General features: G+C 66.2%; 16 protein-coding genes and 5 pseudogenes. 10 read left to right on the plus strand and 11 right to left on the minus strand.

Annotation, left to right across the window (positions count from 1 at the left end; translation table 11 throughout):
* The first annotated feature begins 31 nt into the window (after positions 1–31).
* Positions 32–4870: a DUF7402 domain-containing protein gene (locus OG395_RS04325; RefSeq protein WP_327241673.1), complete on the plus strand. Its 4839-nt coding sequence runs from the start codon at positions 32–34 to the stop codon at positions 4868–4870.
* A gap of 13 nt (positions 4871–4883) precedes the next feature.
* On the opposite strand, the gene OG395_RS04330 is transcribed toward OG395_RS04325, so the two are convergent.
* The 3 genes from OG395_RS04330 to OG395_RS04340 all read right to left on the minus strand — a co-directional run bounded on the left by OG395_RS04330 (position 4884) and on the right by OG395_RS04340 (position 8950).
* Positions 4884–5042 carry a hypothetical protein gene (locus OG395_RS04330; protein WP_327241674.1) on the minus strand — a complete coding sequence of 53 codons (159 nt, stop codon included), beginning with the start codon at positions 5040–5042 and terminating at the stop codon, positions 4884–4886.
* 197 nt (positions 5043–5239) lie between these two features.
* The gene (locus tag OG395_RS04335; protein WP_327241675.1) at positions 5240–7024 is read right to left on the minus strand and encodes a transposase; all 1785 of its coding nucleotides are present in this window, start codon (positions 7022–7024) and stop codon (positions 5240–5242) included.
* Positions 7025–7159: 135 nt separating this feature from the next.
* Positions 7160–8950 carry a glycoside hydrolase family 35 protein gene (locus tag OG395_RS04340; RefSeq protein WP_327241676.1) on the minus strand — a complete coding sequence of 597 codons (1791 nt, stop codon included), beginning with the start codon at positions 8948–8950 and terminating at the stop codon, positions 7160–7162.
* A gap of 497 nt (positions 8951–9447) precedes the next feature.
* Here OG395_RS04340 and OG395_RS04345 point away from each other — a divergent pair, with 497 nt between their 5' ends.
* From OG395_RS04345 to OG395_RS04355, 3 genes are all read left to right on the plus strand, one after another.
* Positions 9448–10737 (plus strand): ABC transporter substrate-binding protein, encoded by a 1290-nt coding sequence (locus tag OG395_RS04345; protein ID WP_327241677.1) that lies wholly within the window; start codon positions 9448–9450, stop codon positions 10735–10737.
* 173 nt (positions 10738–10910) lie between these two features.
* A complete protein-coding gene (locus OG395_RS04350) occupies positions 10911–11807 on the plus strand; it encodes a carbohydrate ABC transporter permease (RefSeq protein WP_327241678.1) in 897 nt (298 codons plus the stop codon).
* A 41-nt stretch (positions 11808–11848) separates the two neighbouring features.
* A complete protein-coding gene (locus OG395_RS04355; protein WP_327241679.1) occupies positions 11849–12643 on the plus strand; it encodes a carbohydrate ABC transporter permease in 795 nt (264 codons plus the stop codon).
* A gap of 209 nt (positions 12644–12852) precedes the next feature.
* Here the strand turns inward: OG395_RS04355 and OG395_RS04360 are convergent.
* Positions 12853–13684, minus strand: a pseudogene (locus OG395_RS04360) (IS5 family transposase).
* Between the two features lie 319 nt (positions 13685–14003).
* Between OG395_RS04360 and OG395_RS04365 the strand changes: the two are divergent.
* Both OG395_RS04365 and OG395_RS04370 read left to right on the plus strand, forming a co-directional pair.
* Positions 14004–14532 (plus strand): annotated as a pseudogene (locus OG395_RS04365) (aldo/keto reductase); the annotation flags it as partial.
* A gap of 61 nt (positions 14533–14593) precedes the next feature.
* Positions 14594–15434, plus strand: a pseudogene (locus tag OG395_RS04370) (amidohydrolase family protein).
* A 64-nt stretch (positions 15435–15498) separates the two neighbouring features.
* On the opposite strand, the gene OG395_RS04375 reads toward OG395_RS04370, so the two are convergent.
* The 3 genes and pseudogenes from OG395_RS04375 to OG395_RS04390 form a co-directional block, all read right to left on the minus strand.
* Positions 15499–15828 carry an L-rhamnose mutarotase gene (locus tag OG395_RS04375; RefSeq protein WP_326791483.1) on the minus strand — a complete coding sequence of 110 codons (330 nt, stop codon included), beginning with the start codon at positions 15826–15828 and terminating at the stop codon, positions 15499–15501.
* 75 nt (positions 15829–15903) lie between these two features.
* Positions 15904–16942 (minus strand): annotated as a pseudogene (locus tag OG395_RS58060) (enolase C-terminal domain-like protein).
* A 30-nt stretch (positions 16943–16972) separates the two neighbouring features.
* Positions 16973–17734, minus strand: coding sequence for a FadR/GntR family transcriptional regulator (locus OG395_RS04390; protein WP_327241682.1), 762 nt, complete (start codon positions 17732–17734; stop codon positions 16973–16975).
* A gap of 638 nt (positions 17735–18372) precedes the next feature.
* Here OG395_RS04390 and OG395_RS04395 point away from each other — a divergent pair.
* On the plus strand, positions 18373–18507 hold the full coding sequence (locus OG395_RS04395) for a hypothetical protein (protein ID WP_327249758.1): 135 nt from the start codon (positions 18373–18375) through the stop codon (positions 18505–18507).
* 69 nt (positions 18508–18576) lie between these two features.
* On the opposite strand, the pseudogene tnpA reads toward OG395_RS04395, so the two are convergent.
* A pseudogene (tnpA, locus tag OG395_RS04400) lies at positions 18577–18987 on the minus strand (IS200/IS605 family transposase); the annotation flags it as partial.
* Positions 18988–19012: 25 nt separating this feature from the next.
* Between tnpA and OG395_RS04405 the strand changes: the two are divergent.
* The 3 genes from OG395_RS04405 (at position 19013) to OG395_RS04415 (ending at position 21489) form a co-directional block, all read left to right on the plus strand.
* Positions 19013–20230 (plus strand): RNA-guided endonuclease InsQ/TnpB family protein, encoded by a 1218-nt coding sequence (locus OG395_RS04405; RefSeq protein ID WP_327241683.1) that lies wholly within the window; start codon positions 19013–19015, stop codon positions 20228–20230.
* Between the two features lie 325 nt (positions 20231–20555).
* Positions 20556–21107, plus strand: a complete 552-nt coding sequence (locus OG395_RS04410; protein ID WP_327249248.1) for an extracellular solute-binding protein — start codon at positions 20556–20558, stop codon at positions 21105–21107.
* A 4-nt stretch (positions 21108–21111) separates the two neighbouring features.
* Positions 21112–21489: a hypothetical protein gene (locus OG395_RS04415; protein ID WP_327241684.1), complete on the plus strand. Its 378-nt coding sequence runs from the start codon at positions 21112–21114 to the stop codon at positions 21487–21489.
* Between the two features lie 186 nt (positions 21490–21675).
* Here the strand turns inward: OG395_RS04415 and OG395_RS04420 are convergent, their stop codons facing one another.
* The 3 genes from OG395_RS04420 to OG395_RS04430 all read right to left on the minus strand — a co-directional run bounded on the left by OG395_RS04420 (position 21676) and on the right by OG395_RS04430 (position 24533).
* Complete coding sequence (locus OG395_RS04420) at positions 21676–22395, minus strand: GntR family transcriptional regulator (protein WP_327241685.1); 720 nt, start codon at positions 22393–22395, stop codon at positions 21676–21678.
* 255 nt (positions 22396–22650) lie between these two features.
* Positions 22651–23685: a mannonate dehydratase gene (locus OG395_RS04425; RefSeq protein WP_327241686.1), complete on the minus strand. Its 1035-nt coding sequence runs from the start codon at positions 23683–23685 to the stop codon at positions 22651–22653.
* Complete coding sequence (locus OG395_RS04430; RefSeq protein ID WP_327241687.1) at positions 23682–24533, minus strand: fumarylacetoacetate hydrolase family protein; 852 nt, start codon at positions 24531–24533, stop codon at positions 23682–23684. Before OG395_RS04430 ends, OG395_RS04425 begins: the two co-directional genes overlap by 4 nt.
* Between the last annotated feature and the right edge of the window lie 28 nt (positions 24534–24561).

Here is a 24561-nt window from a genome sequence, read left to right on the forward strand (position 1 = left end):
TCGGCCATCTCGACAAGTACAAGGAGGTAAAATGAAAACTTTGCGCAAGATCCAGTGCGGCGTCATCGCGACCGCGATGGCGCTCGCCTTTGCGGTGGGCAATGTACTCACGGGGCCGCAAGCCCAGGCGGCTCAAACCGGAGGCACGGCGCCGTACCTGAACCAGTGGGTGGTCTCCGGTCCCTACACCGATCCGGTGGTCGAGCGGTCTTCCGTACCCGTTGTCCCCGCGATCGGCAAGTCTCTTGCTGACCCGGGAAGCAACGAGACGTCGACCTGGCAGTACTTCGACGATCGCATCTTCAACCGGAACTACGACGACTACAACGACCTGATGGGCTACTTCGACGTCAAGCAGGGCCAGGCCACAACCGGCAAGTGGGTTGTGGCCGCAAGCTACGTCTACAGCCCGACCGCGAAGGACGTTCAGTGGCAGGTCGGCGGCTCGGGTGTGTACCGGCTGTTCGCAAACGACGCTCAGGTCGGTCAGCAAGGCAGCGTCGTGAACAGGGTCAACAAGAACGGTACAAAGTATCCCATTCAGCTAAAGCAGGGCTGGAACAAGCTTCTGATCGAGATTCAGAACAAGAACACCGGCAAGAACAAGAACTTCCTCGGCTTCTACGCAAGACTGTGCGACGGCAACGGAGACCTCGTCCCCGGCCTGACGCACTCCGTGGCGGGACCGAATGCGTCCAACAATCAGCTGTCCGTTGTCACGACGGGCCTCAGTGTTGATCAGGAGGCGTTCAAGAAGCGCAACGCGAACACGCCGGCGAACGACTATCCGTCCAACAGTCTGCCGTACGCCTACGACGAGAACCCGTACGTCGGAATGGTCGCGACGATCGACGGCAAGCAGAACACGTCGAGTATCGCCCCGCAGGCTGCTCCGTTCTCCTTCCAGGCCGCCGGCGGAGCTCCTGGGTACAAGTGGACCGTCGCCGATGGCCAACTGCCGCCCGGGCTCACACTGGCGGCCGACGGTCACATCGACGGCACGGTCTCGGACGGTGCGCAAGGCAAGACACAGAAGGATTACACCTTCACCGTGAAGGTGACCGACGCTCAGGGCGCCTCCGCGACGAAGCAGTACACCATCACGGTCAAGAGGAACCCGGTCGACTGGTTCATCAACGGGAAGATGGCGGCCCTGTCGCACACCACAGGGACCATGCCGAACCTGTACGACCCGAACTACAACTACGATGAATGGGCCCAGAAGGCCAAAGAGATGGGCATGACCATGCTTTCGACAGAAAGCATTCAGAACACCATCTACTACTGGCCGTCGCCGAATGCGAACCTGACCCCGAACGACAGCAACAAGCTGTACAAGTACAACGCACTGTACAAGGCCGATGACGGCACCTGGCACGTGAAGGACCGTGTAAAGCAGGCCAAGGAGGCTGCCGAGCGTTACGGTTTGAGGTTCGGTGTATACCTCTCATCGCTGTACGAGGGGTCCGAGATTCTTGAAAGCGACATCCAGAGCCTGGTAGCGCGATACGACCCGTCGTACGTGTTCGCCGACGGTGGCCCCGAGTCCTATTCCAACGTCGACGTCGCCTGGAGCTCGGCCCGCAACTACAACGACCGGGTACTCATCGACGCGAACCCGAATGCGCAAACCGGCGATCAGGACATCACGCTGCACGAGCGGCCGTTCTGGAACAGCGAACCGTACACGGGCGGCGGCTGGCATGACGGAATCCTGCCGCAGGGCAGGAAGGTCGCCCATGAGGAATGGAATGACCCCTACACCACGGCCCTGGACGTCTGGACCCAATACGCCGGGGGCAATGAGCGGGACAACTGGGCCGAAGCAACAAAAGAACTGATCAACCAGTACGGCCACGGCTATGTCATGAACTATGACTCCTCGATCAGCGTGACTCGCGGCATGGACAACCTGAGCAGCAACCTGGACAACACCAACATCTTCTCGATGGTGCCGGTCTCCTCACAGCAACTGTCGGACATGCGCGCTTCGATCGTGAAGTGGATGGACAACAGCGCCGGGCCTGATCTGCGCGAGTCCATGTACGGCACCACGCCGTACAGCATGGACTACACGCGCAAGCCGGGCTGGTACACCGATCCGCAGAAGGCTATCGCTCACGGTCAGGGGCCCGAGTGGGGCTACGCCATGGCTCGCGACCAGTACGCCTACATGCACATGATCAAGAACCAGATCTCCGGCGTGGCAAAGTCGGGCTTCAGCGGCCAGGATCAGATGAGCCGGATCGGTCCGTTCGACTACAAGGTCGACGCCGTGGAGTGGCTCAACAAGGGGATCGCGCTGCCGTTCACCATGGAGCGGGACGGCGAGAAGTACTACATCAACATAGACACGTCCCAGGTGACCGCGGATCCTGTTGACACGATCATCAAGATCAGGACGAAGAGCCCGGTCAGGGACTACAAGATGACGAGCGTCAAGCTGTTCAGCAGCCAGACCTCGACAAAGGCCCTGCAGCTCAGGGCCGAGAGCTACATGAACGACTACACCAACGTTCTCGCGTCGGCGAAGCTCAAGTTCACCAGCGACAACGAGCAGGTCGCAAAGGTGGGCGGCTCCGGCCGGGTCAAGGCTGTCGGCGACGGGACCGCGATCATCACGGTGACCGCGACCTACGACGACGGTGTGAACGATCCCCAGGTCAAGACCGACACGTATCCGGTCAAGGTGCACAACGGCGCGATCTCGGCGGCACTCCCGCTTGTCGGCGTGAACATGTTCACGAAGGGATCGTCGTTCTGGGGTCAGTTCTCGACGAACAAGGACGTCCCCGTGACCTTCAAGGCCTTCACCCGTAAGGGCGGCACGGTCGACATCCTCAATCCTTCCGAGATCAAGTACCACTACGCGACCGTCGACGGCAAGCGCGACAACGCGGCCGGCAAGATCACGGTCACCGAGGTGCCGGCCGACGAATCGCCGTTTGTCGTCGAAGGCAACACCATGAAGTTCACCGGCAAGGTCGCCAAGCCGACGATGTACAGCTACTGGGCCGACATCACGGTGGATGGGAAGACCTACACCTCAACCCGTAACTACGTCACTCTCCTCCCCGATTTCAATGTCACGCAGGGGATCGCACCGGAGGTGTCTACCAACAGCGAGCACGCGAGCACGTTGTCCGACGGCACCATCAATGACGCGTCGGGAGGCAATTCCGAAAAGTGGGTCGCGCCGGCCGGCGATGAATCTCCGAGCATCACCTACGACCTGCGGAAGATGCAAGAACTCACCCGCGTCAACGTCTTCTTCAACCATCACATGCCGAACCCCGACAATGTGACCTACTACAACGTGCCGAAGAAGGTGAAGATCGAGTACAGCGAAGACGGCGTCAAGTGGACTACGGGCAACGAAACGTCGGTCCTGTCCGGGGCGGGTTTGCCGACGTCGAGGGACACGCACGCCGTTCCGAAGAGCGACACGACACTGTATGCCTGGGAGCAGGAAGGCCTCTACTACAACTATCCGGTCGATCCTGACCACTCCAGCGTGCAGGCGCGCTATGTGAGGGTCTCGTTCCCCGGCGGTGGCCAGAGCGGCAGCCCGATCGACGTGCTCGAAGTCCAGGCCTTCTCGTCGAGAGATCTCACCGCACTCGGCAGCATCAAGCTGGATCCGAAAGTCGATGCGGATGGCCGCACCGCCGCGATCGATGTAGCAGGACTCTCCTTCCTCGGTCAGCCGATCGACCTGGGAGCTGCAAAGCTCGCTTTCATCAGCGACGATCCGTCCGTGGCCGAAGTGGGGGCCGACGGCGTGGTATCGGCCGCCGGGAAGGGGCGCACCAGAATCAGCGTGACCGCGGAGTTGGATGGGTACCGCGCAAGCGATCACTTCTACGTCGACGTGGACGCATCCGGCAAGCTGTCCATTCCGACATGCCTCAAAGAAGTGAAGCTGTCGCTCAACAAGAGCGATATCAAGACGGGAGAGCCGATTGTCGGAACGGTTGAGGGAACCCTCAGCACCGGCGAGAAGGTGAACCTGTCGAAGGCGACGGTCGCCTACGAGTTCAGCGATGACCGTCTGGAGAACGTGACGGGAAGTAACACCATCGTGCTGAAGGAGCCGATCACTGGCACATTCAAGGCGACTGCGGAAGCGGGCGTGACCTTGGATGGGGTGAAGGTGCGGTCGAACCAGGAAGTGATCGTTGCGCGCAGCACCAACATTGCCGATCAGGCAAAGGTGACGGTCTCTTCGGTCCGAGATCGAAACGGCGTCCCGGACGGTGGCAATCAAGACGACCGCTATCTCGGCACGAAGGCGATCGACGGTTCCAAAGCCACCTCCTGGGCGGCGAAGAAGGCTGACCGGACTCCGTGGGTCAAACTCGACTTCCCCACTGCGGTGGAGATCGATCGCGTCAATCTGGTCGATCGCGGAGGGTCTGGTGACCGGATCTCGGAAGGAGTCCTGGAATGGGAAGGTGGCAGCAAGCGGGTCACCGATATCCAGTGGGATGGCCAACCGGACAATGTCGTGACGCTTGATGCGCCCGTCAAGACCAGCTGGGTGAAGTTCACCGTCGATCCCGATGGCAAGTACGACAACCCAATCGGCGCGGAGTCCGGTTTGGCCGAGTTTGAGGTGTACGAGGCGCAGAAGGTGACGTCCATTGTCGACTTCAAGACCGTTGCCGTTGATACGCAGGTCGGCGTCGTGCCTACGCTGCCTGCACAGACCGAGGCCGTCTACACCGACGGCACGACCAAGTCGGTCGATGTGACCTGGGCTCCCGTCTCGGAGGACAAGGTGGCCAAGGAGGGATGGTTCACCGTGGCCGGAACGGTCGCCGACACGTCGGTCAAGGCGCGAGCGGTCGTCACCGTGATCGACGAGTAGCCGGCCTGACAACTCAGTTGCTGGGGGCGAAGACGACCAAACCGGCTCCCGCTGCCGCCCAGGCCAGCCTGGGCGGCAGCGGGACTCCGTCGAGCCGCTCCAGCAGGGCAGCGCTCGAGAGATAGTCGATGAACGCCGTCGGGAAGACGAAGGTCAGGATCCACAGTGCCACCGTCCGAACGCGCCGAGCGGGTAGCGGCTGAACCGGACGCGCGGGCACTACTCCAGGCGGCACTGCGCGCCGCATTGGAATACCGGATCTTCGAACTTGAGCGGTGCCCACCGGGTCTGCGTTGACTGACCGTCACTGAGTGTGAGGGGCCGGGCTGTTATCGGCCCTTGATGGACCCTGGTGGTCATTCGGCTTGGTCAAGCGGCGAGGCGTAATTCGAGTCGGGCGAGGTGGCTTGTTCGGGTGCGGTCGAGAGGGTGGCCGTTCCACCAGGCGTCGAGTCGGATCAGGTTCAGTGCGACGGCGCTGTAGACGTGTTCGAGGTGGGTCTTTGCCAGGCCGCGGTAGCGGGCCTGGTGCAGGTCGGTGACGGCGACTGCCTGTCGGATGGTGCCCTCGACGCCGGCGCGTAGGGCGTAGTCGGTGTTCCAGTCCTTGGTCTGCTGCCGCGCGCGAGCGTGCCGTAGGGCCTCGGTCATCTGCGGTGGGTGCAGGGACAGTTGGCGGCGGTTGCTCTTCGCGGTCGTGCACTGCTGTTTGAAGGGGCAGGGGATGCAGTCCAGGGCGGCGAAGGACACGACGGTCTTGGTTACCCCGTTTTGGATGTTCGGGGTCCAGGCGGTGCTGGTGTTGCCTGTGGGGCAGACAGCCTGATGGTTCTCCCAGTCGATGGTGAAGTCGTGAGCGGCGAAACCCTCCTTGGCCTTGGCCTGGCGGGAGGTGTCCAGCAGGACCGGGGTGATCAGGGCGACGCCGTAGCGGGCCGCGGAGCCGGTGATCAGTTCGGCGCTGGGGTAGCCGGAATCGATGTAATGCTCATCGGGGAGCAGGCCACGACGCTGCTGGGACTGGTGGATGCCTTCCAGGGCTTTGCTGTCGGGCAGCGTCAAGGCGGTGGTGGCGACATTGGTGATCACATTGGGCCGCCTCGGCGCCCGATCGGGCTTCGGCCTGCGCGGGGTCTTGGCTGCGGCCTTCGCCGTCGGCGGCACGTGCTCGGTGCGGCCGGCATCGTCGGCCGCGGTGGCGCAGGTCTCACTGATGTGGACCTTGTACCCGTTCCAGAAGGCGTCGCGTTTGGCGCTCCAGCGTGTGTCGGTGTCGTAGGGGGAGGCCAGGCGGGTACTGCCGGGCGGGAGTCCGTCACCGTCTTCGGTGTTCTTCTCCCGCCGCTTGACCACCTCCCGCCCGTTCCTCGCGGTGGTGCGGGTGTAGTTCTGCAGCAGCACGATCCGCAGGACCTGGGCTGCGGGCAGTTCCCGCAGCCACCCTGGCTGTTCGGGTGCGTAGACCGCGCCGAGCAGGGCAAAGCCGTCGCGGGCGTAGTCGATCGCGAGGGCGTCCTGCTTGGTCTTGGAGGCCGGCATCTTCCAGGAGTCGACCCGGCGTCCGTAGCGCCGCGACCAGCCGGGCACGTCGATGACCTGGGCCAGCCAGTCGGGAGCCGCCGCCGCCAGCGTCTCCACCAGTGCGCGGACCGACTCGCCCACCAACTCCAGCCGGTTCAGGTCCCGCACTGCCGCGACCACCGAGGTGGAATCGGCGCGCTGCTTGCCCCCGGCCTCCACCAGGCCCATCTCCTTGAGCCTGGCCAGCAGCAGGTCGAGCACCTTCTCTTCCAGGTGGTGGGCGACCACCCGCGAGCGGAACTCGGACAGCACCGTGTGGTCGAACCCGGTGTCCGCCAAGTCCAGCCCCAGCGCGTATGCCCAGGACAAGCGGTCCCGCACCGCCTCGGCCGCCTGCCGGTCCGTGAGGTTCTCCGCCATCTGGAACACCGTCACCAACGACAGCCGCCCCGGTGACCAGCCCGACGGACCCGTCACCCCGAACGCGGACGCGAACTCCACGTCGGCGAACAACTCCCCGAACCGGTCACGCACCGCCACCGGCAGCGGCATCTCCCGCCCGTGAAACCTGGCCCGTACCGCCCTGGCGACCTCCGCCGTCGGCTCAGGCCACGGCTGCGGCACCATCGTCATCCCGGCCCCACCCCCGCGACCGGAGGCAGGCAGAAACCGGCCGCACCACGATCATCTCGCAGACAGACAGCCCAACAGCACACTCAGCGAATGACCACCAGGGTCTTGATGCAGGACGCTCGTGGTCCTGGGTGATCATGCGAGGAAATCCTGCGGTCCGAGGTCCGGCTCGCTCCTCACCTCCAGTACCGAAGCCCCCGTCCCCTCCATGTCGAGCACCACGACGTCGTTGCTTCCGGCGCGCCAGAGCGGGCCCGGTGCATACAGCGTGCGCTGAGGTCCGCGGTCCCAATGCCGGCCGAGCAGAAGGCCGTTGACCCAGACGAGAGCGCGGGAAGTTCCCGGCAGGGCGAGGAAGGCATCGGCGCTCTCCGGGAGTTCCACCTCCGCGCGGCGGAACACTGGGCCTTCGGTGCCGATCGCCGCCGCATCGGTCGGCACGGAGCTGAGATCATCCAGCGGCATGACGTGGATGTCCCACCCGAACTGGGCCTGCTGCCGCACCCGCACGCTGCCGATCAGACCTTTGCGATCGGTGATATGGGGGCCGTAGTTCACGCGGCCGAAAGGTTCGACCAGGATCTCCAGGTCGAATTTACCGTCCGGGACGTCGATTTCGAGGCCCGGCACCGGCATGTCACGCTCCAGGCGTCCGACCAGGCAGCCGTCCACGAAGACGTGCGCGAAGTCGCGGACACCCTCGATGTAGAGGGTTGCCGGTCCCGGGGCCGCGGTCACGCGGCGCCGGTAGAGCACCAGCCCGTGGCCATGGCCCAGCTTCTCCAGCGGTTCGGGTGTGCGCCGGCGGTAGGTCGCAGCCAGCGCATCGGTGTGGTCGCGGAGCGCAGCCGTCGGGCGCAGGGCGACCGTCTGCGGCCGTACACGGGACGGCGGCGCGGGCAGTGGGCCGTCCGGCAGCTCGACGTAGCGACCGATGACCTCGCGGAACAGGTGGAACTTCTCGGTCAGCTCGCCGGCCTCGCCGACCGGGGCATCGTAGTCGTAGCTCGTTGTCGTGGGCTGATATCCGGGATCGCCCTGCCGGACGCCAGTGTGGTTCGCGCCGGCCCACCAGCCGAAGTTGGTACCGCCGTGTGCCATGTAGATGTTCACCGACGCACCGGCGGCGAGGATCTCCTCGAGGGACTTCGCCGCGTCGTCGGCCCGCCGTCCGTGGTGCTGCTCGCCCCAGTGGTCGAACCAGCCGTTCCAGAACTCCATGCAGAGCAGGGGGCTGTCGGGCCGGGCCTCGCGCAGCGCGGCGAACGCGTCGTGGGCCCGGGATCCGAAGTTCACCGTGGCCAGTGTTCCCGGCAGGGTCCCGCCCGCCAGGTTCCAGGACTCGTACCCGTCGGAGGTGAACAGCAGACAGTCGATGCCGCGCGCCGTCAGGCCGTCGCGCAGGTGTGCCAGATAGTCGGAGTCGGCGCCGTAGCTGCCGTATTCATTCTCCACCTGCACCGCTACAACCGGACCTCCTGCCGAGCTCTGAAGCCGGGCGATGATCGGGATCAGCGTGTCGTACCAGCGGTCCACCGCTGCGAGGAAGTCAGGGTCCGCACACCGCAGACCCGGGGCGTCGTCGGCGAGCAGCCACCAAGGCAGGCCCCCGAAGTCCCACTCAGCGCAGATGTACGGTCCGGGCCGGACGATCACGTCCAGCCCGAGAGCACCAGCCTCGCCGACGAAGGCTTCAACATCGCGCCAGCCGTCGAAGCGGGCGACGTCCGGTGCCGGCTGGTGGAAGTTCCAAGGCACGTAGGTTTCCACGGTGTTGCATCCGAGGGCGCGCACCCGCTCCAGACGGTCGTGCCACAGGCCGGGGTGGATGCGGAAGTAGTGGATCGCCGCCGAGACGACGCGGTGTTCGCGGCCGTTGCGCAGCAAACGGTCCCTGTCGACGGTAAGTCCTGGCTGGGGGTTCATGGTGCCTCATCTCCAGTGGCTGTGGGTGGCGGACGGTGGATGCCGAGCGTCGGGACTCTGCCCGAACGCTGGCCTCGCGGACATGCATGATTCCCATCTGTGGGCACACATGTTTCCCATCTAAGTGGCCCTCCAGGGGCCGATAGACCGGCTTGACTCTTGACGCGTCGGGTACAGACCCGCACACTTATGCCCACCGCAGGCCCGAATCTACAACAGTTTCGGACTAGAACCACTGAAAGTAAACATGACTGGCCCCAACCACGCCGGTCGAATAAGTGAGATACATCGAGCAACGGGTCGCGACGATGTATCGACCCTGGGCCTCACGATCGGCCCGGCGCGCTGGGCATGGCGCGGGGGAACGCGAGTCTCTCCGATGGGCCTACGGTTGCGCACCACCCCATCCACAGGGCCTCCTCGGGTGCCCTGCCCGTCACCAATCGCTTCCCTGAGCCGTCGGAGGAAACAAAATGGCACGTTCTCGCATCACTGCCATGAGAGTGGCAGCTGTGGCCATGGCCGCAGGTCTGGTCCTGACAGCCTGCGGCTCCGGCGGCTCGGCCCCGGAGGCCGCGTCGTCCGGACCGGTCACCATCGAGTTCTGGGGCTGGGCGCCGGGCTACGACAAGGCCGTCGCCGCGTTCAACGCGAGCCACAAGGACATCAAGGTCAAATACAACACCATTGCCTCCGGCGGCAAGGGCGGCTACGCGAAGATGCAGGCCGCCGTGAAGGCCGGCAACGGTCCGTGTCTGGGGCAGGTCGGCGACGAGTCGATCCCCAGCTTCGTGATGGACGGCACCTTGATGGACATCACCGAGAAGGCATCACCGCAGCAGGACAAGTTCTACCCGGTGGCCTGGAGCGGCGTGCAGGTCGGCGGCAAGGTGTACGGCATCCCGATGGACTCCTCACCGATCGGGATGTTCTACCGCGCCGACCTGTTCAAGAAGTACGGCATCAAGCCGGCCAAGACGTGGGACGAATACGCCAAGCAGGCCGCCACCGTCCACAAGGCTGACCCTCACAAGTATCTCGCGACCTACACCGGCAACGACGTCAGCTGGCTGATCGCCCTGGCCCAGCAGGCCGGCGCCAAATGGTTCGACACAGTAGGCGACTCCTGGAAGGTGGACTTCAACGACCCGGCCACCGCGAAGGTCGCCGCCTACTGGCAGCACCTGCTCGACGGGAAGCTCGCCCTGTCCGAGAACGGCTACGAACCGACCTGGTTCAACCACCTGCAGGACGGCACCATCGCCTCCTACATCGGGCCGGTCTGGTTCGCTCCGATCCTCAAGGACAACGCGGCCACCTCCAGCGGGAAGTGGGCTGTGGCCCCGGTGCCCTCCTGGGACGCCGCCAATCCGGCGGGGGGAAACATGGGAGGCTCGGCCACCTCCGTCCTGACCGGCTGCAAGTACCCCGAGCAGGCCGTCACCGCGGCCACCTGGATCAGCACCGAAGCCGCCGGCCTGGACCCGATCGTCAAGGCCGCCGGCATCCTGCCGGCGGCGAAGTCCGGCGTGAACTCCCCGACGCTGGCGGAGGGGCTTCCGTTCTACGGCGGCCAGCAAGTCTACAAGGTCTTCAGCGCCGAAATGCCCACCATTCCGACCACCTGGGCGTGGGGCCCGATGAACAGCCAGATGAACAGCAACATCCTGGACCAGCTCGGCAAGGTGCAATCCGGTGGGCCGAGCATCCTGGACGCGCTGACGTCGGCCGAGGCCAAGATGCACGCCGATATGAAGGCCAAGGGCCTGTCGGTCGCCAAGGGTTGAGGCCAGGTCGTGGGGTCCGCTGCCGCCGGACCCCACGACAGCCCCCGCCCCACTCACCGGCCGCCCCATCGGCCCGAAGATCAGGGAAGAACATGGATACGCGTGTCGCCGAAGTACCTCCCGCTACAGCCCACCGACGGTCGGCACCTTCCCGACAACGTGGCCGACGGCGCATGGCCCAACGTAGTCGACGCATCGCGGTCTGTGGCCTGCTCGCGCCGTTCGCCGTCACGTTCGTGCTGTCGTTCCTCGCCCCGCTGGGCTACGCCGTATACGAGAGCTTCTACAAGCAGAAGCGTTCCGGCCTGGGTTTGACCGCGCCGACGCGGGCGTTCACAGGATTCGCCAACTACACCCAGGCTTTGCACGATCACGGCTTCACCGCGGGCGTGGGGCGCGTGCTGCTGTTCGGAGCTGTTCAGGTCCCGCTCATGCTCGGCATCGCGCTGCTGCTGGCATTGGTCGTCGACGCGAAGAAGGATCGCTTGTCGCGGTGGTTCCGGCTGGCGGCCTTCCTCCCTTACGCCGTGCCCGGGGTGATCGGGGCGATCATGTGGGCGTTCCTCTATCTGAAGGGGTCCAGCCCGTTCGTGCAGGCCCTGTCGACGTTCGGCCTCGACGTCGACTTCTTGTCCCGGCACCTGGTGTTGGCCTCGATCGGGAACATCGTGACCTGGACCTGGACCGGCTACAACATGATCGTCATCTATTCGGCGCTGCAAGCCGTGCCTACCGAGCTCTACCAGGCCGCCGAGGTCGACGGCTGCGGCCCGTGGCGCATCGCCTGGCACATCAAGATCCCGCTGGTCGCCCCGGCGCTGGTCCTCACCGGCGTGTTCTCGATCATCGGCACGGTGCAGCTCTACAACGAGCCCACCGTCCTACGCGCCCTGGCCCCGGCGATCAACGCCACTTACACGCCGAACATGGCCGTGCAGAACGTGAGCTTCACCTTCAACGACTACAACCTGTCGGCCGCCATGGCGGTACTGCTCGCCCTCGGCACCTTCGTCCTGTCCTTCGGATTCCTGCACCTGACACGCCGATTCACGGAGAGGTCCGCCACCTGATGCTCCCGACCAACCGCCGCGGCCTGCTCCCCGCGTCCTTGATGTTCGTCGCCGGCGCCTACTTCCTGATGCCGCTGTGGTGGCTTCTCGTCTCCTCGACCAAGAGCAGCACCGCGCTGTTCAGCAGCCAGCCCCTGTGGTTCTCCCACTTCAACCTGGTCGCCAACCTCAGACAACTGTTCGCCATGGACGACGGGATCTTCGGCCGCTGGATGGTCAATAGCGTGCTGTACGCGGGCGTGGGCGCCGCCGCGGCGACCCTGGTGTCGGGCATGGCCGGCTACGCGCTGGCCCGCTACACCTTCACCGGACGGCAGGTCGTGTTCGGAGTCATCCTCGGGGCCGTCCTGCTCCCGTCGTCGCTGCTGGTGATGCCGCTGTACCTGTTGTTCTCGCAAATGGGCCTGATCAACACTGTGTGGTCGGTGCTGATCCCCACTGTCGCCAGCCCGTTCGGGGTCTACCTTGCCCGGGTCTACGCTGCTGACGCTGTACCCGAAGACGTCCTAAACGCCGCGCGGATGGATGGCGCCGGTGAGTTCCGGATATTCTTCACCATCGGTGTCAGGATGATGGCCCCCGCCTTGGCGACAGTCTTCCTCTTCCAGTTCGTCGGCATCTGGAACAACTTCTTCCTCCCGCTGGTGACGCTCAATGATCGCCGACTGTGGCCCGTGACGCTCGGGATCTTCTCCTGGAACAGCCAGCCCCAGACCCTCTACTACAACGTCGTCGTCACCGGTTGCCTGGTCTCGACCATTCCGCTTGTCCTGGCTTTCATCCTGCTCCAGCGGTTCTGGCGCGCCGGCTTGGCCTCCAGCGCCGTCAAGCTCTAGTCCCGGTTCGCCCGACCAATACCGGCTCGGGCTTCGCGCTGGAGGGGCAGCGCACAAAGAATGAAGAGGGCTCGGTTGCCGAGTACCTCGTGCCGCGGAGCGGCAGATCGTCGCAGGGCCGGGATCACGGTCCTGCGACGATCTGCCTTTCGAGCCTCCGGCAGTAGGGATCACTTGAGACGTCGGGTGGTCGGGCGGCCGTCCCAGCGCTATAGCGGTGTCGCCCGCCGAATGAGCATGCGGAGCGTAACGATGGCGGCGGCAAGGTAGAGGTAGAAGTCGACGACGATGCCTCGCTTGTCGGTGCAGCGGCGGAGCTTGCCGAAGTCGTTCATCCAGGAGTGCGTGCGCTCGATCACCCAGCGCTTGCCGGCCTGGATCGGGGCCGGGACGCCCTTGCGGGCGATCTCGCCGGTGAAGCCGAACTCGGCCAGTGCAATGCGGGACTTGGCACTCTCGTAGCCGCGGTCCAGGTTGACGTTCACGTCGTCCGGCAGCTCGCCGACCTGGGTCTGCACGGCTTCCAAGGTCGGTACGAGGAGTGGGGAGTCGTGGCGGTTGGCTCCGGCGGAGACCAGGCCGAGCGGCACACCGCGTGCCTCGCTGGCCGCCGAGCGTTTCAGACCCTGCTTGCCCCGAACGACCAGGGAGCGGCCTGATTGCTCGCCGCCGCAGGGGGATTTGGTGATGCAGCCGTCCACGGACAGCTCGCCGAGATCGAGGCCGATCATGCGGTCGTAGGCAGCCAGGGCGAGGGCGTGGACCTGCTTGGCCAGGCCGATCGGCCCAGTGGGCCAGGCGGCGCCGGATGGTGCGGTCCGAGCAGCCGATGGTGGCGATGCGCTCGTAGCCGGAGCCGTGGACGAGAGCGGCCAGGACGTACTCGAAGACGGTCCGGTCGGGTATCCGTGGGTTGTGGCAACCCAGCGGGTGGGTGTTCACATGCTCGGGCAGCAGGGCCGCGAACTGGTCCCACAGGGGGTCGACCAGGCATGATGGCAGGACAGGCGTGCGACACGATGGTCCACGCGGTGAGTGGATGCGTTGGCAGGAGGGCCGGTTGAGGCCGGAGGCGCTATCCCGGACAAGTGCTCAAAGTCCGTCCCCACGTCGGCGTGCGTCGCTGGCAACGGCGGGGTGCGAAGCTCGAAGGAGACGCCCAAGGCCTCCGTTCCACCCGGAGGTCACAGGCAAGGGGAAGGCCGGACGGGTGCTCGTTGTAGAACTGCTCGTACTCTCGTAGGGCATGGCACAGGTGGTGAGCGTTCCAGATGAGGGTGCGGTCGAGGAGCTCGGCTGAGCACCCATCTCTCCATGATCGAGTTCATCCTTGGCATGCGGACGCCGGTGAACACGCTCGCGAATGCGTGCGGAAAGCATGGTCGGCGCGATCAACGCCGGCATGAACCAGACCGCGATGCTGTCACGATTCGTCCGCGACACCGACGTCGATGTGGTCCTGCTGGCCGGGCCGCTACTCCCTGCTCGACCAGAGCGGGCTGGACTCGCTCCTGCCCCAGGCCGCACAGCGCGGCGTGTCCGTGCTGGTCGGCGGGGTGTTCAACTCCGGCCTGCTGGCCGATCCCAGGCCGGGCGCGACCTTCGACTACGCCCCGGCCTCACAGCGGCTGCTGGACCAGGCCCTTTCACTCAAGGCCACGTGCGAGGCCTTCGACGTCCCGCTGCGGGCAGCGGCACTGCAGTTCCCGCTCGGCCATCCTGCTGCCGCCGGCGTCCTCCTCTGGGCGCGCCGCGCGGCCGAGGTGGTGGACGCCGCCGTGATGATCGACCATCCCATCCCCCGGGACATGTGGCTCACGCTGCTTTCCCAAGGACTCCTGCCCTGGGACGTACCGCTGCCCGCCCGTCGCCCTCACGAAGGACCCTGATGCCGACACCGCTGTTCCTCACTTACGGCAACGACCCGCTCACCCGGCAGGGGACGTGCCCATGAGCACCATCGACGCCCACCAGCATGTCTGGGACCTGTCGGTCCGCGACCAGGACTGGCTCACCGGCCCCGAACTCGCGCCACTGCGCCGCGACTTCACTCTAGATGATCTGCGCCCGCAGACCGCGGCCGCCGGCATCGACGCCACCGTCCTGGTGCAGACGATCTGTGTACCCGAAGAGACTCCCGAATTCCTGGCCCTGGCCGCCGGCGACCCGCTGGCGGCCGGCGTCGTCGGCTGGACGGACCTGACCTCTCCCGCGATCACCGACGTCCTGGCCAACCTGCGCGCGCTGCCTGACGGCGACCGCCTGGTCGGCATCCGCCACCAGGTACAGGGCGAGGCCGACCCGGACTGGCTGCTGCGGCCCGAGGTGGACCGCGGCCTGGCCGCCGTCGGGGCCGCCGTCCTGGCCAATGACCTCGTGTTGCGCCCGGAGCAGCTGCCGGCAGTGGTCGAGGCGGCCCGCGCACGGCCCGAACTCACCTTTGTCCTGGAGCACCTGGGCAAGCCCCCCATCCGCCCGCGCCGACCGGACACCTGGGCCGCACCTGCGCGCCCTGGCCCGGCTTCCCAACACCGTGGCCAAGCTGTCCGGGCTGGTCACCGAGGCCGACTGGCGTGCCTGGAGCATCGCGGACCTGCGGCCGGCCGTATCCGTGGCCCTGGACGCCTTCAGCCCGCAGCGGCTGATGTTCGGCTCGGACTGGCCGGTGTGCACGCTGGCGGCCGACTACGAGCGGGTGGTCACCACCACCCGCGAGCTCCTGGCGGACCTGTCGGAGCACGAACGAAACGATGTCCTGGGTGGCACGGCTGCCCGGGCCTACGGTCTGTGACACCCGGCATACGTAAAGGGGGGCGGGCGCTGATGCGCCCGCCCCCTTCGTTATCGGCCCCATGTCAGTCGAGGTGGAAGACCTCTTCGGTCGGCGCCCAGCGCTGGCCGTCATCGACGCTGTCCAACGGCTGCTGGCAGGGGTCGGTGCGGGCCCACCACTCGCGGGTGACCGGGCACTCGGCGATCAGCGCGGTGTCGGCCGCGTAGTCCTCGCCGGTGTACTCCAGGTAGCTGAACAGCAGGCCGTCACGCAGGAAGATCGAGTAGTTGCCGATGTGGGCACGCTTGATCGTCGCCAGCACCTCGGGCCAGGCTGCCGCGTGCAGAGCTCGATACTCGGCTTCCAGTTCCGGACGCAGGCGGATGACCGCTGCGTAGCGTTGGACGGGCACGGTGCCGTCTCCTTCTGCGAAGAGTGTTCGGGGAAGATCCCGCCGGCGCCACCACAAGGGACCGGCGAGAGTTCATCAACCCGGCTGGCCGAAGCCGATGCCGGGTGCCGTCGGGGCCTGCACCAGCCCGTCGGCACCCACCGCCGGCTCGCGCTGCACGGGGTTGGTGTACACCAGGGACTCGTAGTAGGTGGTGTTGGGAATCGCCATGCACAGGTGGGCGTTGACCACGCCGCTGCCGTGCACCTCGGCCCGCAGCTGGTAGCTGTCGGCCAGATGCGCGATGCGCATGGCCCCGGTGATCCCACCCTTCAATTGCACGCTCGTCCTGACCCGGCCCGCCGAGCCGGTCGCGATGAAGTCGCCGACGTTCATGTGCGCGCCGTCGGAGGTCTCCGCGACCAACAGCGGGACATCGACCCGCTTGGCCAGCCAGCGGTAGGAAGTCACGCTGAACTCGCGCATCGGCTCCTCGTACCACAGGTATCCGGCCTCGGAGACCGCGCGACCGAGGTAGATCGAGTCGGCGAGGTCGAAGCCGGCTGAACCGTCGTACATCAGCGGGACGTCGTCACCGACGTGCGCCGCAGCTTCTGGCACAGGTCCGCGTCCGCCTTCGAGTCCCCCAGGCGTGCAGCTTGATGCCTACGTAGCCCAGCTCGAGGCACTGGGTGGCGACGTCGAGGTACTCCTCGACGCTGTCGAAGGTGACCGTGCTCGCGTAGGCGGGGATGGCCTCGCGGTAGGTGCCAAGGAGTTGGTGGACCGGTTGCCCGACCGCCTTGCCGGCCAGGTCCCACAACGCCACGTCGACCAGACCGAGCACGTAGACCGGAAGCTCCTCGATCCGGTCCAGCTCCCACAGTCGCTGCCACAGCAGCTCTCGCATCAGCGGATCGCGACCGATGAGGTCCTCGCGGATGCGACGGTCGACCAGGTCGGAGACAATCACGCCGCGTCTTGTGTGTGCCTCGCCCACCAGGCCCTCATCTGTGTGGACGCGCAGGATGCCGCCCACCACCGCCGGCTCCGAGCCCGGCAAACCGGCGCGCCATCGGAAGGGTGGCTGAGCAGGCAGGTCGACCAGTTCCATGGTCACATCGGTAATTCGCATGAGTGTCCTTTACGAGTGGAAGTCTGGAGGTCAGGAGTCGTCGCCGGGCACGACGCGACGCCAGATCTCCCGCTGGACCTGCTGAGCGGTCATGCCGATGTGCTCGGCCATCAGGTCCTCGGCTCTGCTCGGCTCCCCAGCGGCGATGGCCTCGGCGATCGCCTCGTGCTGCCTCGCGGCCACCATCAGCGACCCGCCCGCGACCCCGGCCAGTCCGATGGCGGTGACCTGGCGCTGCAGGCGCCTCACAGCGTCGACGCTGGAGGCGAAGAACATGTTGGCCGCTGCGTCCGCGATGCCGATGTGGAACGCCTCGTCGGCAGCGGTGAAGGCGTCGATGTCGTCCTGTTCCGCCGCCAGGGCGGACTGCCGCGAGGCTTCGCGCACCGTCTTGACCTGCCCCGGGGTGGCCCGCCGCGCGGCCAGGTTGGCGGCGGTGGTCTCCAGGTACTGCCGGAACTCGAACAGCTCGTCCACCTGCCGCAGGTCCGCGGGGAGGAATTTGGTCAACGACGTCTGCCAGGAGGACTGCTCGGGCTCGGCCACGTAGATGCCGCGGCCCTTCTGCACGGACAGCCGCCCGAGGGCGGAGAGGATCTTCACCGCCTCCCGGACCACGGTCCGGCTCATCTGCACCTCGTCCGCGAGTTCCTTCTCGGTGGGCAGCCGCGCGCCGGGCAGAAGTCCCCCTTGGGCGACGTACTCGAGGATGCGTTCGGCCGCGACCTCGTAGCCGGGCCGGTAGGCACCCTCCGCGCTCGCGGGCGCGGAGCTCTTCTCTGAGCGGGCCAACGACTCTCCCCCTTCGCTCTTGCCGCCACTCGACGCACATTCGTCTTGGCACCTGTGGGCACTATGTTTCCGATATATCAGTTGGTACGTGTTCAGTGAACCACACCCAAACCCTTGACGCCAAGGTCCGATGAACTCAGACTCTCCCCTATCTCATCAGGGCTGTTTCACCCGCTTTTCGTCGCGACATCCGTTCTGGATGGCCGCCTCAAAACCTCACAAGCTGCAGCGATACTCCGGATAACCAGCCCATACCAGCCCCACGGCTGCGACATACATCAGATCTATATGGTGCACTTCGCTTCACTGATGGGATACCCCAATGCACATTCGACGTAGCAGTGGACGCACCGACCAAGCCGGTAGAATCCGGGCGGCACCCGCCGCGGCCGCTGCTCTGGCCCTCGGTGCCACCGCCTGTTCGGGCGGCTCGGACGGTGGATCGGCAAGCGGCAAGGTCGAGCTCACCTACCGGATCTGGGACTCGACCCAGCGGCCGGCCATGCAGCACATCGTTGATGCGTTCGAGGCGGCCCACCCGTCGGTCAAGGTGAAGATCCAGCTCACCGCGAACCAGGAGTACTGGACCAAGCTCCAGTCCGACGCCACCAGCGGCAGCGCCGCCGGACGTGTTCTGGATGAACGGCCCCAACGCCCAGCTCTGCGAGTCCAACGGCGTCCTGATGCCGCTGTCGGACAAGCTCGCCTCCAACAAGGTGGGCCTCTCCAACTACCCGGAGGGCCTGGTCAGCCTCTACAGCTACCGGAATTAATCGCAGTGCACCGGGCTTCAGCCCGGTGGTGAAGCGATTCTGAGAAGTGCTCTGACCTGCGGGCTGGAGCGGACGGTTCTGCTGCTCGATGTACTGACGGACGATCGACAGCGGAGCCCCGCCCACCGATCCGGCGAAGTACGAGCCGGACCACAGGCGCTGTGCCCGCCAGTAGTGCCGGACCAGTTCGGGGTACTCCTGGCGGAGCCTGCGGGAGCTGACGCCCTTGAGGCTGTTGACCAGCTTGGACAGGGCGATCTTGGGCGGGAAGATCACGAGGAGGTGGACGTGATTGTTCTCGCCATTGAACTCGACCAGCTCGCATTCGAAGTCGGCGCACACGGCGCGCATGATCTCTTCCATGCGCTTGAGGTGGACGTCGGTGAAGACCTTGTGCCGGTACTTCGTCACGAAAACCAAGTGTGCGTGAAGGACGAAAGCACAGTGCCGACCAGTGCGGATGTTCTGATACTCAGCCATAACCAACTGTATTAGGGTGATTGGCATGCAGTTGAGGTACAGCTTCCGCCTGTACCCGAACGGTCCTCAGCGCTCGGCGCTGGCCCGGGCGTTCGGGTGTGCGCGGGTGGTCTACAACGACGCGCTTCGCGCCCGTGAGGACGCCCGTGCCCATGGCGATGTGTTCCCGAAGACCGGGGACCTGTCCAGGCTGCTGATCACCGAGGCGAAGAAGACCACTGAACGGGCCTGGCTCGGCAAGGTGTCGGCCGTGGTGCTGCAACAGTCCCTGCGGGACCTGGACACCGCGTACCGGAACTTCTTCGACGGCCTGGGGGGCAAGCGCCCCCGCATGGGCGCACCCCGGTTCAAGAGCCGTAAGGACAACCGGCAGGCCGTCAGGTTCACCGCCAACGCCCGGTGGAAGATCACGACCGGCGGTGACCTGTCCCTCCCGAAGATCGGCGACGTACGGGTCAAGTGGTCCCGCACACTGCCGTCCACCCCATCCACGGTGACCGTGGTCAAGGACGCGGCCGGGCGGTACTTCGCGAGTTTCGTGGTGCAGACAGGCCCGGAAGAGATGCTGCCCGAGGTCGCCGGTCAGGTCGGTATCGACCTGGGGCTGTCGCACTTCGCGATCCTCTCCGACGGCACAAAGATCGAATCCCCGCGCTTTCTGCGCCGGGCGGAGAAGAAGCTGAAGCGGGAACAGCAACGCCTGGCCCGCAAGGCGAAGGGCAACAACAGGACGAAGGCCCGGCTCAAAGTCGCCCGCGCTCACGCGCAGGTGGCCGACGCGCGGCGCGAGTTCCACCACCAGCTCTCCACTCGGATCATCCGTGATAACCAAGCGGTTGCCGTGGAAGACCTGGCGGTCAAAGGACTTGCCCGTACGCGCCTGGCCAAGTCCGTCCACGACGCCGGATGGTCGGCGTTCGTGGCCATGCTGGAGTACAAGGCCGCCCGGTACGGGCGCACCTTCGTACGCATCGGCCGATTCGAGCCGACCTCTCAGGTCTGCTGCGTGTGCGGCATCAAGGACGGCCCCAAGCCCCTACACGTCCGCGTGTGGGAGTGCGGGGCATGCGGGGCCGTCCTGGACCGGGACATCAACGCGGCGGTCAACGTCGCCAAGGCCGCCGGACTGGCGGTGTCAGCCTGTCGAGCGCAGGTAAGACCGGGACTCGTCCCGGCGCAGCGCGGTGAAGCAGGAACCCACCGAGACGGTCAGACGACCGTGGTAGGAATCCCCGGACTTTAGCCCGGGGAGCGGAAGTCAACAGGGCACCCAGTACGGCATCCCGAAGGACTTCGACACCGTCGGGCTCTGGTACAACAAGAAGCTGTTCGACGCGGCCGGCGTGAAGTAGTCCGATGACACCTGGACCTGGCAGACCGTCCAGGACGCCGCCCGCAAGCTGACCGACGCCTCCAAGGGGCAGTACGGCATCCTCGCGCCGCCGTTCGGCCAGGAAAACTACTACAACACCATCTTCCAGGCCGGCGGCACGGTCATCTCCGCCGACGGGAAGTCCTCTGGCTACGGCCAGCCCGCGGCCAAGTCGGGCCTGAAGTTCTGAACGGACCTGGTCAAGACCGGGTCCTCGCCGTCATTGAAGTCCATGACCGACACCTACCCGAGCCAGCTCTTCGAGTCAGGCAAGGTCGCCATGTACTACGGCAGCAGCTGGAACACCCTGGCGTTCTCGAAGAACAGCACCCTGAAGAACAACATCGACGTCGCCGTCCTACCTCAGGGGACCAAGCGGGCGGTGACGATCCACGGCCTGGCCAACGTCGCCTACGCCAAGACCAAGCATCCCAAGGACGCGGCCGCCTTCCTCGCCTTCCTCGGGTCCAAGGAGGCCGCGGAGATAGGGGCGAAGCAGGGCGGGGTCATCCCGGCCTTCAACAACACTCAGCAGGCCTGGGTGGACGCCAATCCGGAGTTCCACCTGAAGGCCTTCCTCGACGAGGTGCCCTACGCGGTGCCGTTCCCCACCTCCAAGAACACCTCCGCCTGGATGAACCAGGAGGCCACCACGTTCGCCCCTGCCTGGGACGGCAAGACCGACGTGGAGGCGGCCGCGCAGAAGATGGCCGGTCTGATGAACACGGCGCTGAACAAGGAAAAGTGACCACATGACACGCACCGCGGCTCTCCAGCCCACGGCCCGTGCCGCCCGTGCCGCCACCCGGCGCGGGCGGCGCCCCGGCCGCCGCCAGTGGGCCTGGGCCTACCTCATGGTCGCGCCGATGACCATCGGCCTTTCGGTCTTCTACCTGTGGCCCATCGCGCAGACCTTCTACTGCAGCTTCACCACCTCCGGCCCGTTCGGCGGGCACACCTGGACCGGCACGGCCAACTACAACGCGCTGACCGGCAATCCGACCGACGGTGGGTCAGGCGGTGGTCAACACGCTGCTATACACCGTGATCCAGCTGGCCGGCATCCCGTTCGCGATACTGGTGGCCGCACTGCTGAACCAGAAGAACCTGCGGGGCGGCTCCAACCGTAGCTGTCGAGTTGGACGTTGAGGTTCTACAGGCCGGTGACGGGGCGTCCGTGGTTGGCGGTGGCCGCGTCGAAGACGGCGGTGGGCAGTCTCGGCCGCGTTGCGGTCGAGGGGGAGGGAGATGACGCGCTGTCGGCGCCGGGCACGTGCAGGTCGGAACGACCGGGCGAGTGCGGGAATTCTCGGAACTCAGTCCGCGAAGTAGTCGGGATACCGGGCCTGGAAGACCGGGGCGTCCTCCAGGGCCCTGCGGGCGTGCCTGCTGATGTGGGCGTGGCCGTGTATCGCGTCGCCGGACTCCAGCGCGTCCACGATCGCCGTGTGCTCGTCGATGAGGACCCGCACCGTCTCGGGGTCGGGCAGGCTGAGCCGCCGGAACCGGTCCAGGTGCATCTTCATCGGCTGCATCAGCTGCCAGGCGCCCGGATAGCCGCTCATCTCGAAGATCTGCCGGTGGAGCGCCTCGTCGGCGGCGAAGAAACCGCCGAGGTCATGGGCCCCGTGACAGCGTTCCTGTTCGGCGAGAAGGGCGCGCAGCCCGGCGACGTCCCGCTCCGGCTTCTCGCAAGCCGCGGCGAACGCGGCCAGTTCCAGACTCTCGCGGACGAAGCGCGCCTGCTCCACGTCGTGCAGCCGGATCGGCTCTACTCGGGTGCCCACCTGAGGCACGACCGAAACGAGACCGCCGTCCACCAGCCGCGCGATGGCCTCGCGCAACGGCGTGCGGCTGACCTGCAACTGCTCGGCCAGATCCGTCTCCGACAGTGACGCACCCGGCTCGATCCGCAGGTCACGGATGGCCGCGGCCAACTCCTCGTACACCCGGTCGGATGTGCGCTGGCGCGTCCGGGGACGACCGACCGACACCAGCGCCGACACCGCGCTCAGACCACTACGCTCCGACTTCACGTCGATCATCATCGCACGCCCGCCCACTTGTATGCAAGTATCCTTACGGGGTGAGGGTGCCCGGCCGGTCTGGACGAGGCCCCTGGAGAGCTGCTGCGTCCGGACCGGTTCCCCAGCCTCTCGTAGTGGCGGGCAAGACTCCCAAATTCTCCCGGAGAATTCCTGCCACCGAACTGCCGCAGCGCGGACGTGGACACGGTCTTTTCGCGTGCGCGTCCGGAGCTTTCCGCTGGAATTTCCGGGGGAAATCGCGTGTCAGTCGAGGCCGAGGGCGTTGAGGACGCCCTGGAGATAGCCGATCGCGTGGGCGCGGCCGCGGCTGCAGTAGGCGTGAGAGGAAATGTCGAGCCAGGTGTCGGGGTCGCCGACCATGGCCGGCACATGGTCGTCGATGATGAAGCCGTCGAATCCCACGTCGTGGAGGCGGCGTATGACACGGGCCGGGTTGTAGTTGCCCTCGCCGAGGAAGCACTCACGGAAGGACGGGACGGTTCCCTGGACGTCCCGGAAATGGACGTAGAAGATCGCACCGAGCGGACCGAGCGTGTCGATGACCTCGTTGACGGCGTCCTCGCCGCCCATCTCGGAGACCGTGCCGAGGCAGAAGTCCAGTCCCCAGGCCAGGCTTCCCTTCGCCTGCTCGCGCGCTGCGGCCAGCGAGGCCGGCGAGTTGAAGATGCGCGCCGCGCCGCCCAGCGGCTTGTCCACCGGCGGGTCGTCCGGGTGCAGTGCCAGCCGTACCCCGGCTTCCTCTGCGACGGGCAGGACGGCGTCGAGGAAGTACTGGTGGTTGGCCCACATCTGCTCGGCCGTGATCGGCTCGGACAGCAGCTCGGTGGGCGAAAGCCGGTAGGAGGCGAGCGCGTTGCCGGCGCCGATGCCTGCCAGGTCGAAGGAGGTGACCTTGGCGCCGCCACGGCCGGCCACGTCCATGTCGGTGCGCCACACGAACGTCGGCAGCCAGTTGTAGCCGAGCATGTTTATGCCGACCGCGCCCATGTTCCGGATGGTCGTGCGGTAGTTCTCGATCTGTTCGTCCCGGCCGGGAAGGCCCCGCTGGACTTTCCAGAAGTGGGCCAGGGGGACGTTCTCCAGGCCGTCGATCCGCAGCCCGTCGGTGTCGCAGCGCTCGCGCAGCGCCCGCAGCTCCTCCAGGCTCCAGTAACCCGCCTCGCCGGGCAGCAGGTTGGGGGTGTGGAGCTGGACGCCGGTGAGCCCGAGCTGATGGGCGAAGGTCGCCGTCCTGTCGTCGTAGACGTCGATGTGACCGAGGGAGAGCCTCAGGGTCATGCTCGTACCGCTTTCTGGGTCTGTCGGCCGAGGCCGTCGATTTCGACCTCGACGAGGTCGCCTTCGGTGAGATAGGGGAACCGGCCGGAGAGCGCGACGCCCTCGGGGGTGCCGGTGTTGACGATGTCGCCGGGCTCCAGGACCGTGACCTGGCTGAGCAGGTGGATCAGCTTGGTGACATCGAAGATCATGTCCGCCGTCGAGGAGGACTGCCGGGGCTCGCCGTTGACCCAGGACCGCAGCCCGAGCGCCTGGGGGTCGGGGACCTCGTCGGGCGTCAGCAGCCAGGGGCCCAATGGGTTGAACGTCTCGCAGCTCTTGCCCTTGGACCACTGGCCACCGCTGGTCTCCAGCTGGAGCCGGCGCTCCGAGACATCGTTGGAGACGGTGTATCCCCCGATGCAGGCGAGCGCCTGCTCGGGTGACTCCAGGTAGCGGGCCTTCCGGCCGATCACGACGGCGAGTTCGACCTCCCAGTCGGTCCGGTCCGATCCGCGCGGGAGCAGGAGGTCGTCGTACGGGCCGACGACGGTGTTGGGGGCCTTGTAGAAGACCACCGGGTGCTCCGGCGGAGGCGATCCGGACTCGGCGGCGTGGGCGGCGTAGTTCAGGCCGACGCACAGCACGACGCCGGGGCGGGCCACGGGCGGGCCGATGCGCAGGCCGGTGACGTCGAAGGGCGGCAGGGCGCCGGCCGCGAGCGCGGTGCGGGCGCGTTCCACTGCGCCGCTGCCGAGGAAGGCGCCGTCGATGTCGGCGGTGACGGAGCGCAGGTCGTGGCACTCGCCGTCCGGGGTGGCCACGACGGGCGTCTCGGCGCCGGGCGGGCCGATGCGCAGGAATCTCATGATGGTCCTTTCCGCAGGGAAGGAAAGG

The sequence above is a fragment of the Streptomyces sp. NBC_01320 genome (genome assembly GCF_035974375.1).
GTDB classification, from domain to species: Bacteria; Actinomycetota; Actinomycetes; order Streptomycetales; family Streptomycetaceae; genus Streptomyces; species Streptomyces yanii.

Excerpts from the sequence above, each read along its gene's own strand:
- OG395_RS04325 (WP_327241673.1), top strand. The coding sequence starts at position 32 with ATGAAAACTTTGCGCAAGATCCAGTGCGGCGTCATCGCGACCGCGATG.
- OG395_RS04335 (WP_327241675.1), bottom strand. The coding sequence starts at position 7,024 with ATGACGATGGTGCCGCAGCCGTGGCCTGAGCCGACGGCGGAGGTCGCC.
- OG395_RS04340 (WP_327241676.1), bottom strand. The coding sequence starts at position 8,950 with ATGAACCCCCAGCCAGGACTTACCGTCGACAGGGACCGTTTGCTGCGC.
- OG395_RS04345 (WP_327241677.1), top strand. The coding sequence starts at position 9,448 with ATGAGAGTGGCAGCTGTGGCCATGGCCGCAGGTCTGGTCCTGACAGCC.
- OG395_RS04350 (WP_327241678.1), top strand. The coding sequence starts at position 10,911 with ATGGCCCAACGTAGTCGACGCATCGCGGTCTGTGGCCTGCTCGCGCCG.
- OG395_RS04355 (WP_327241679.1), top strand. The coding sequence starts at position 11,849 with ATGTTCGTCGCCGGCGCCTACTTCCTGATGCCGCTGTGGTGGCTTCTC.
- OG395_RS04395 (WP_327249758.1), top strand. The coding sequence starts at position 18,373 with ATGAACGGCCCCAACGCCCAGCTCTGCGAGTCCAACGGCGTCCTGATG.
- OG395_RS04405 (WP_327241683.1), top strand. The coding sequence starts at position 19,013 with ATGCAGTTGAGGTACAGCTTCCGCCTGTACCCGAACGGTCCTCAGCGC.
- OG395_RS04415 (WP_327241684.1), top strand. The coding sequence starts at position 21,112 with ATGACACGCACCGCGGCTCTCCAGCCCACGGCCCGTGCCGCCCGTGCC.
- OG395_RS04425 (WP_327241686.1), bottom strand. The coding sequence starts at position 23,685 with ATGACCCTGAGGCTCTCCCTCGGTCACATCGACGTCTACGACGACAGG.
- OG395_RS04430 (WP_327241687.1), bottom strand. The coding sequence starts at position 24,533 with ATGAGATTCCTGCGCATCGGCCCGCCCGGCGCCGAGACGCCCGTCGTG.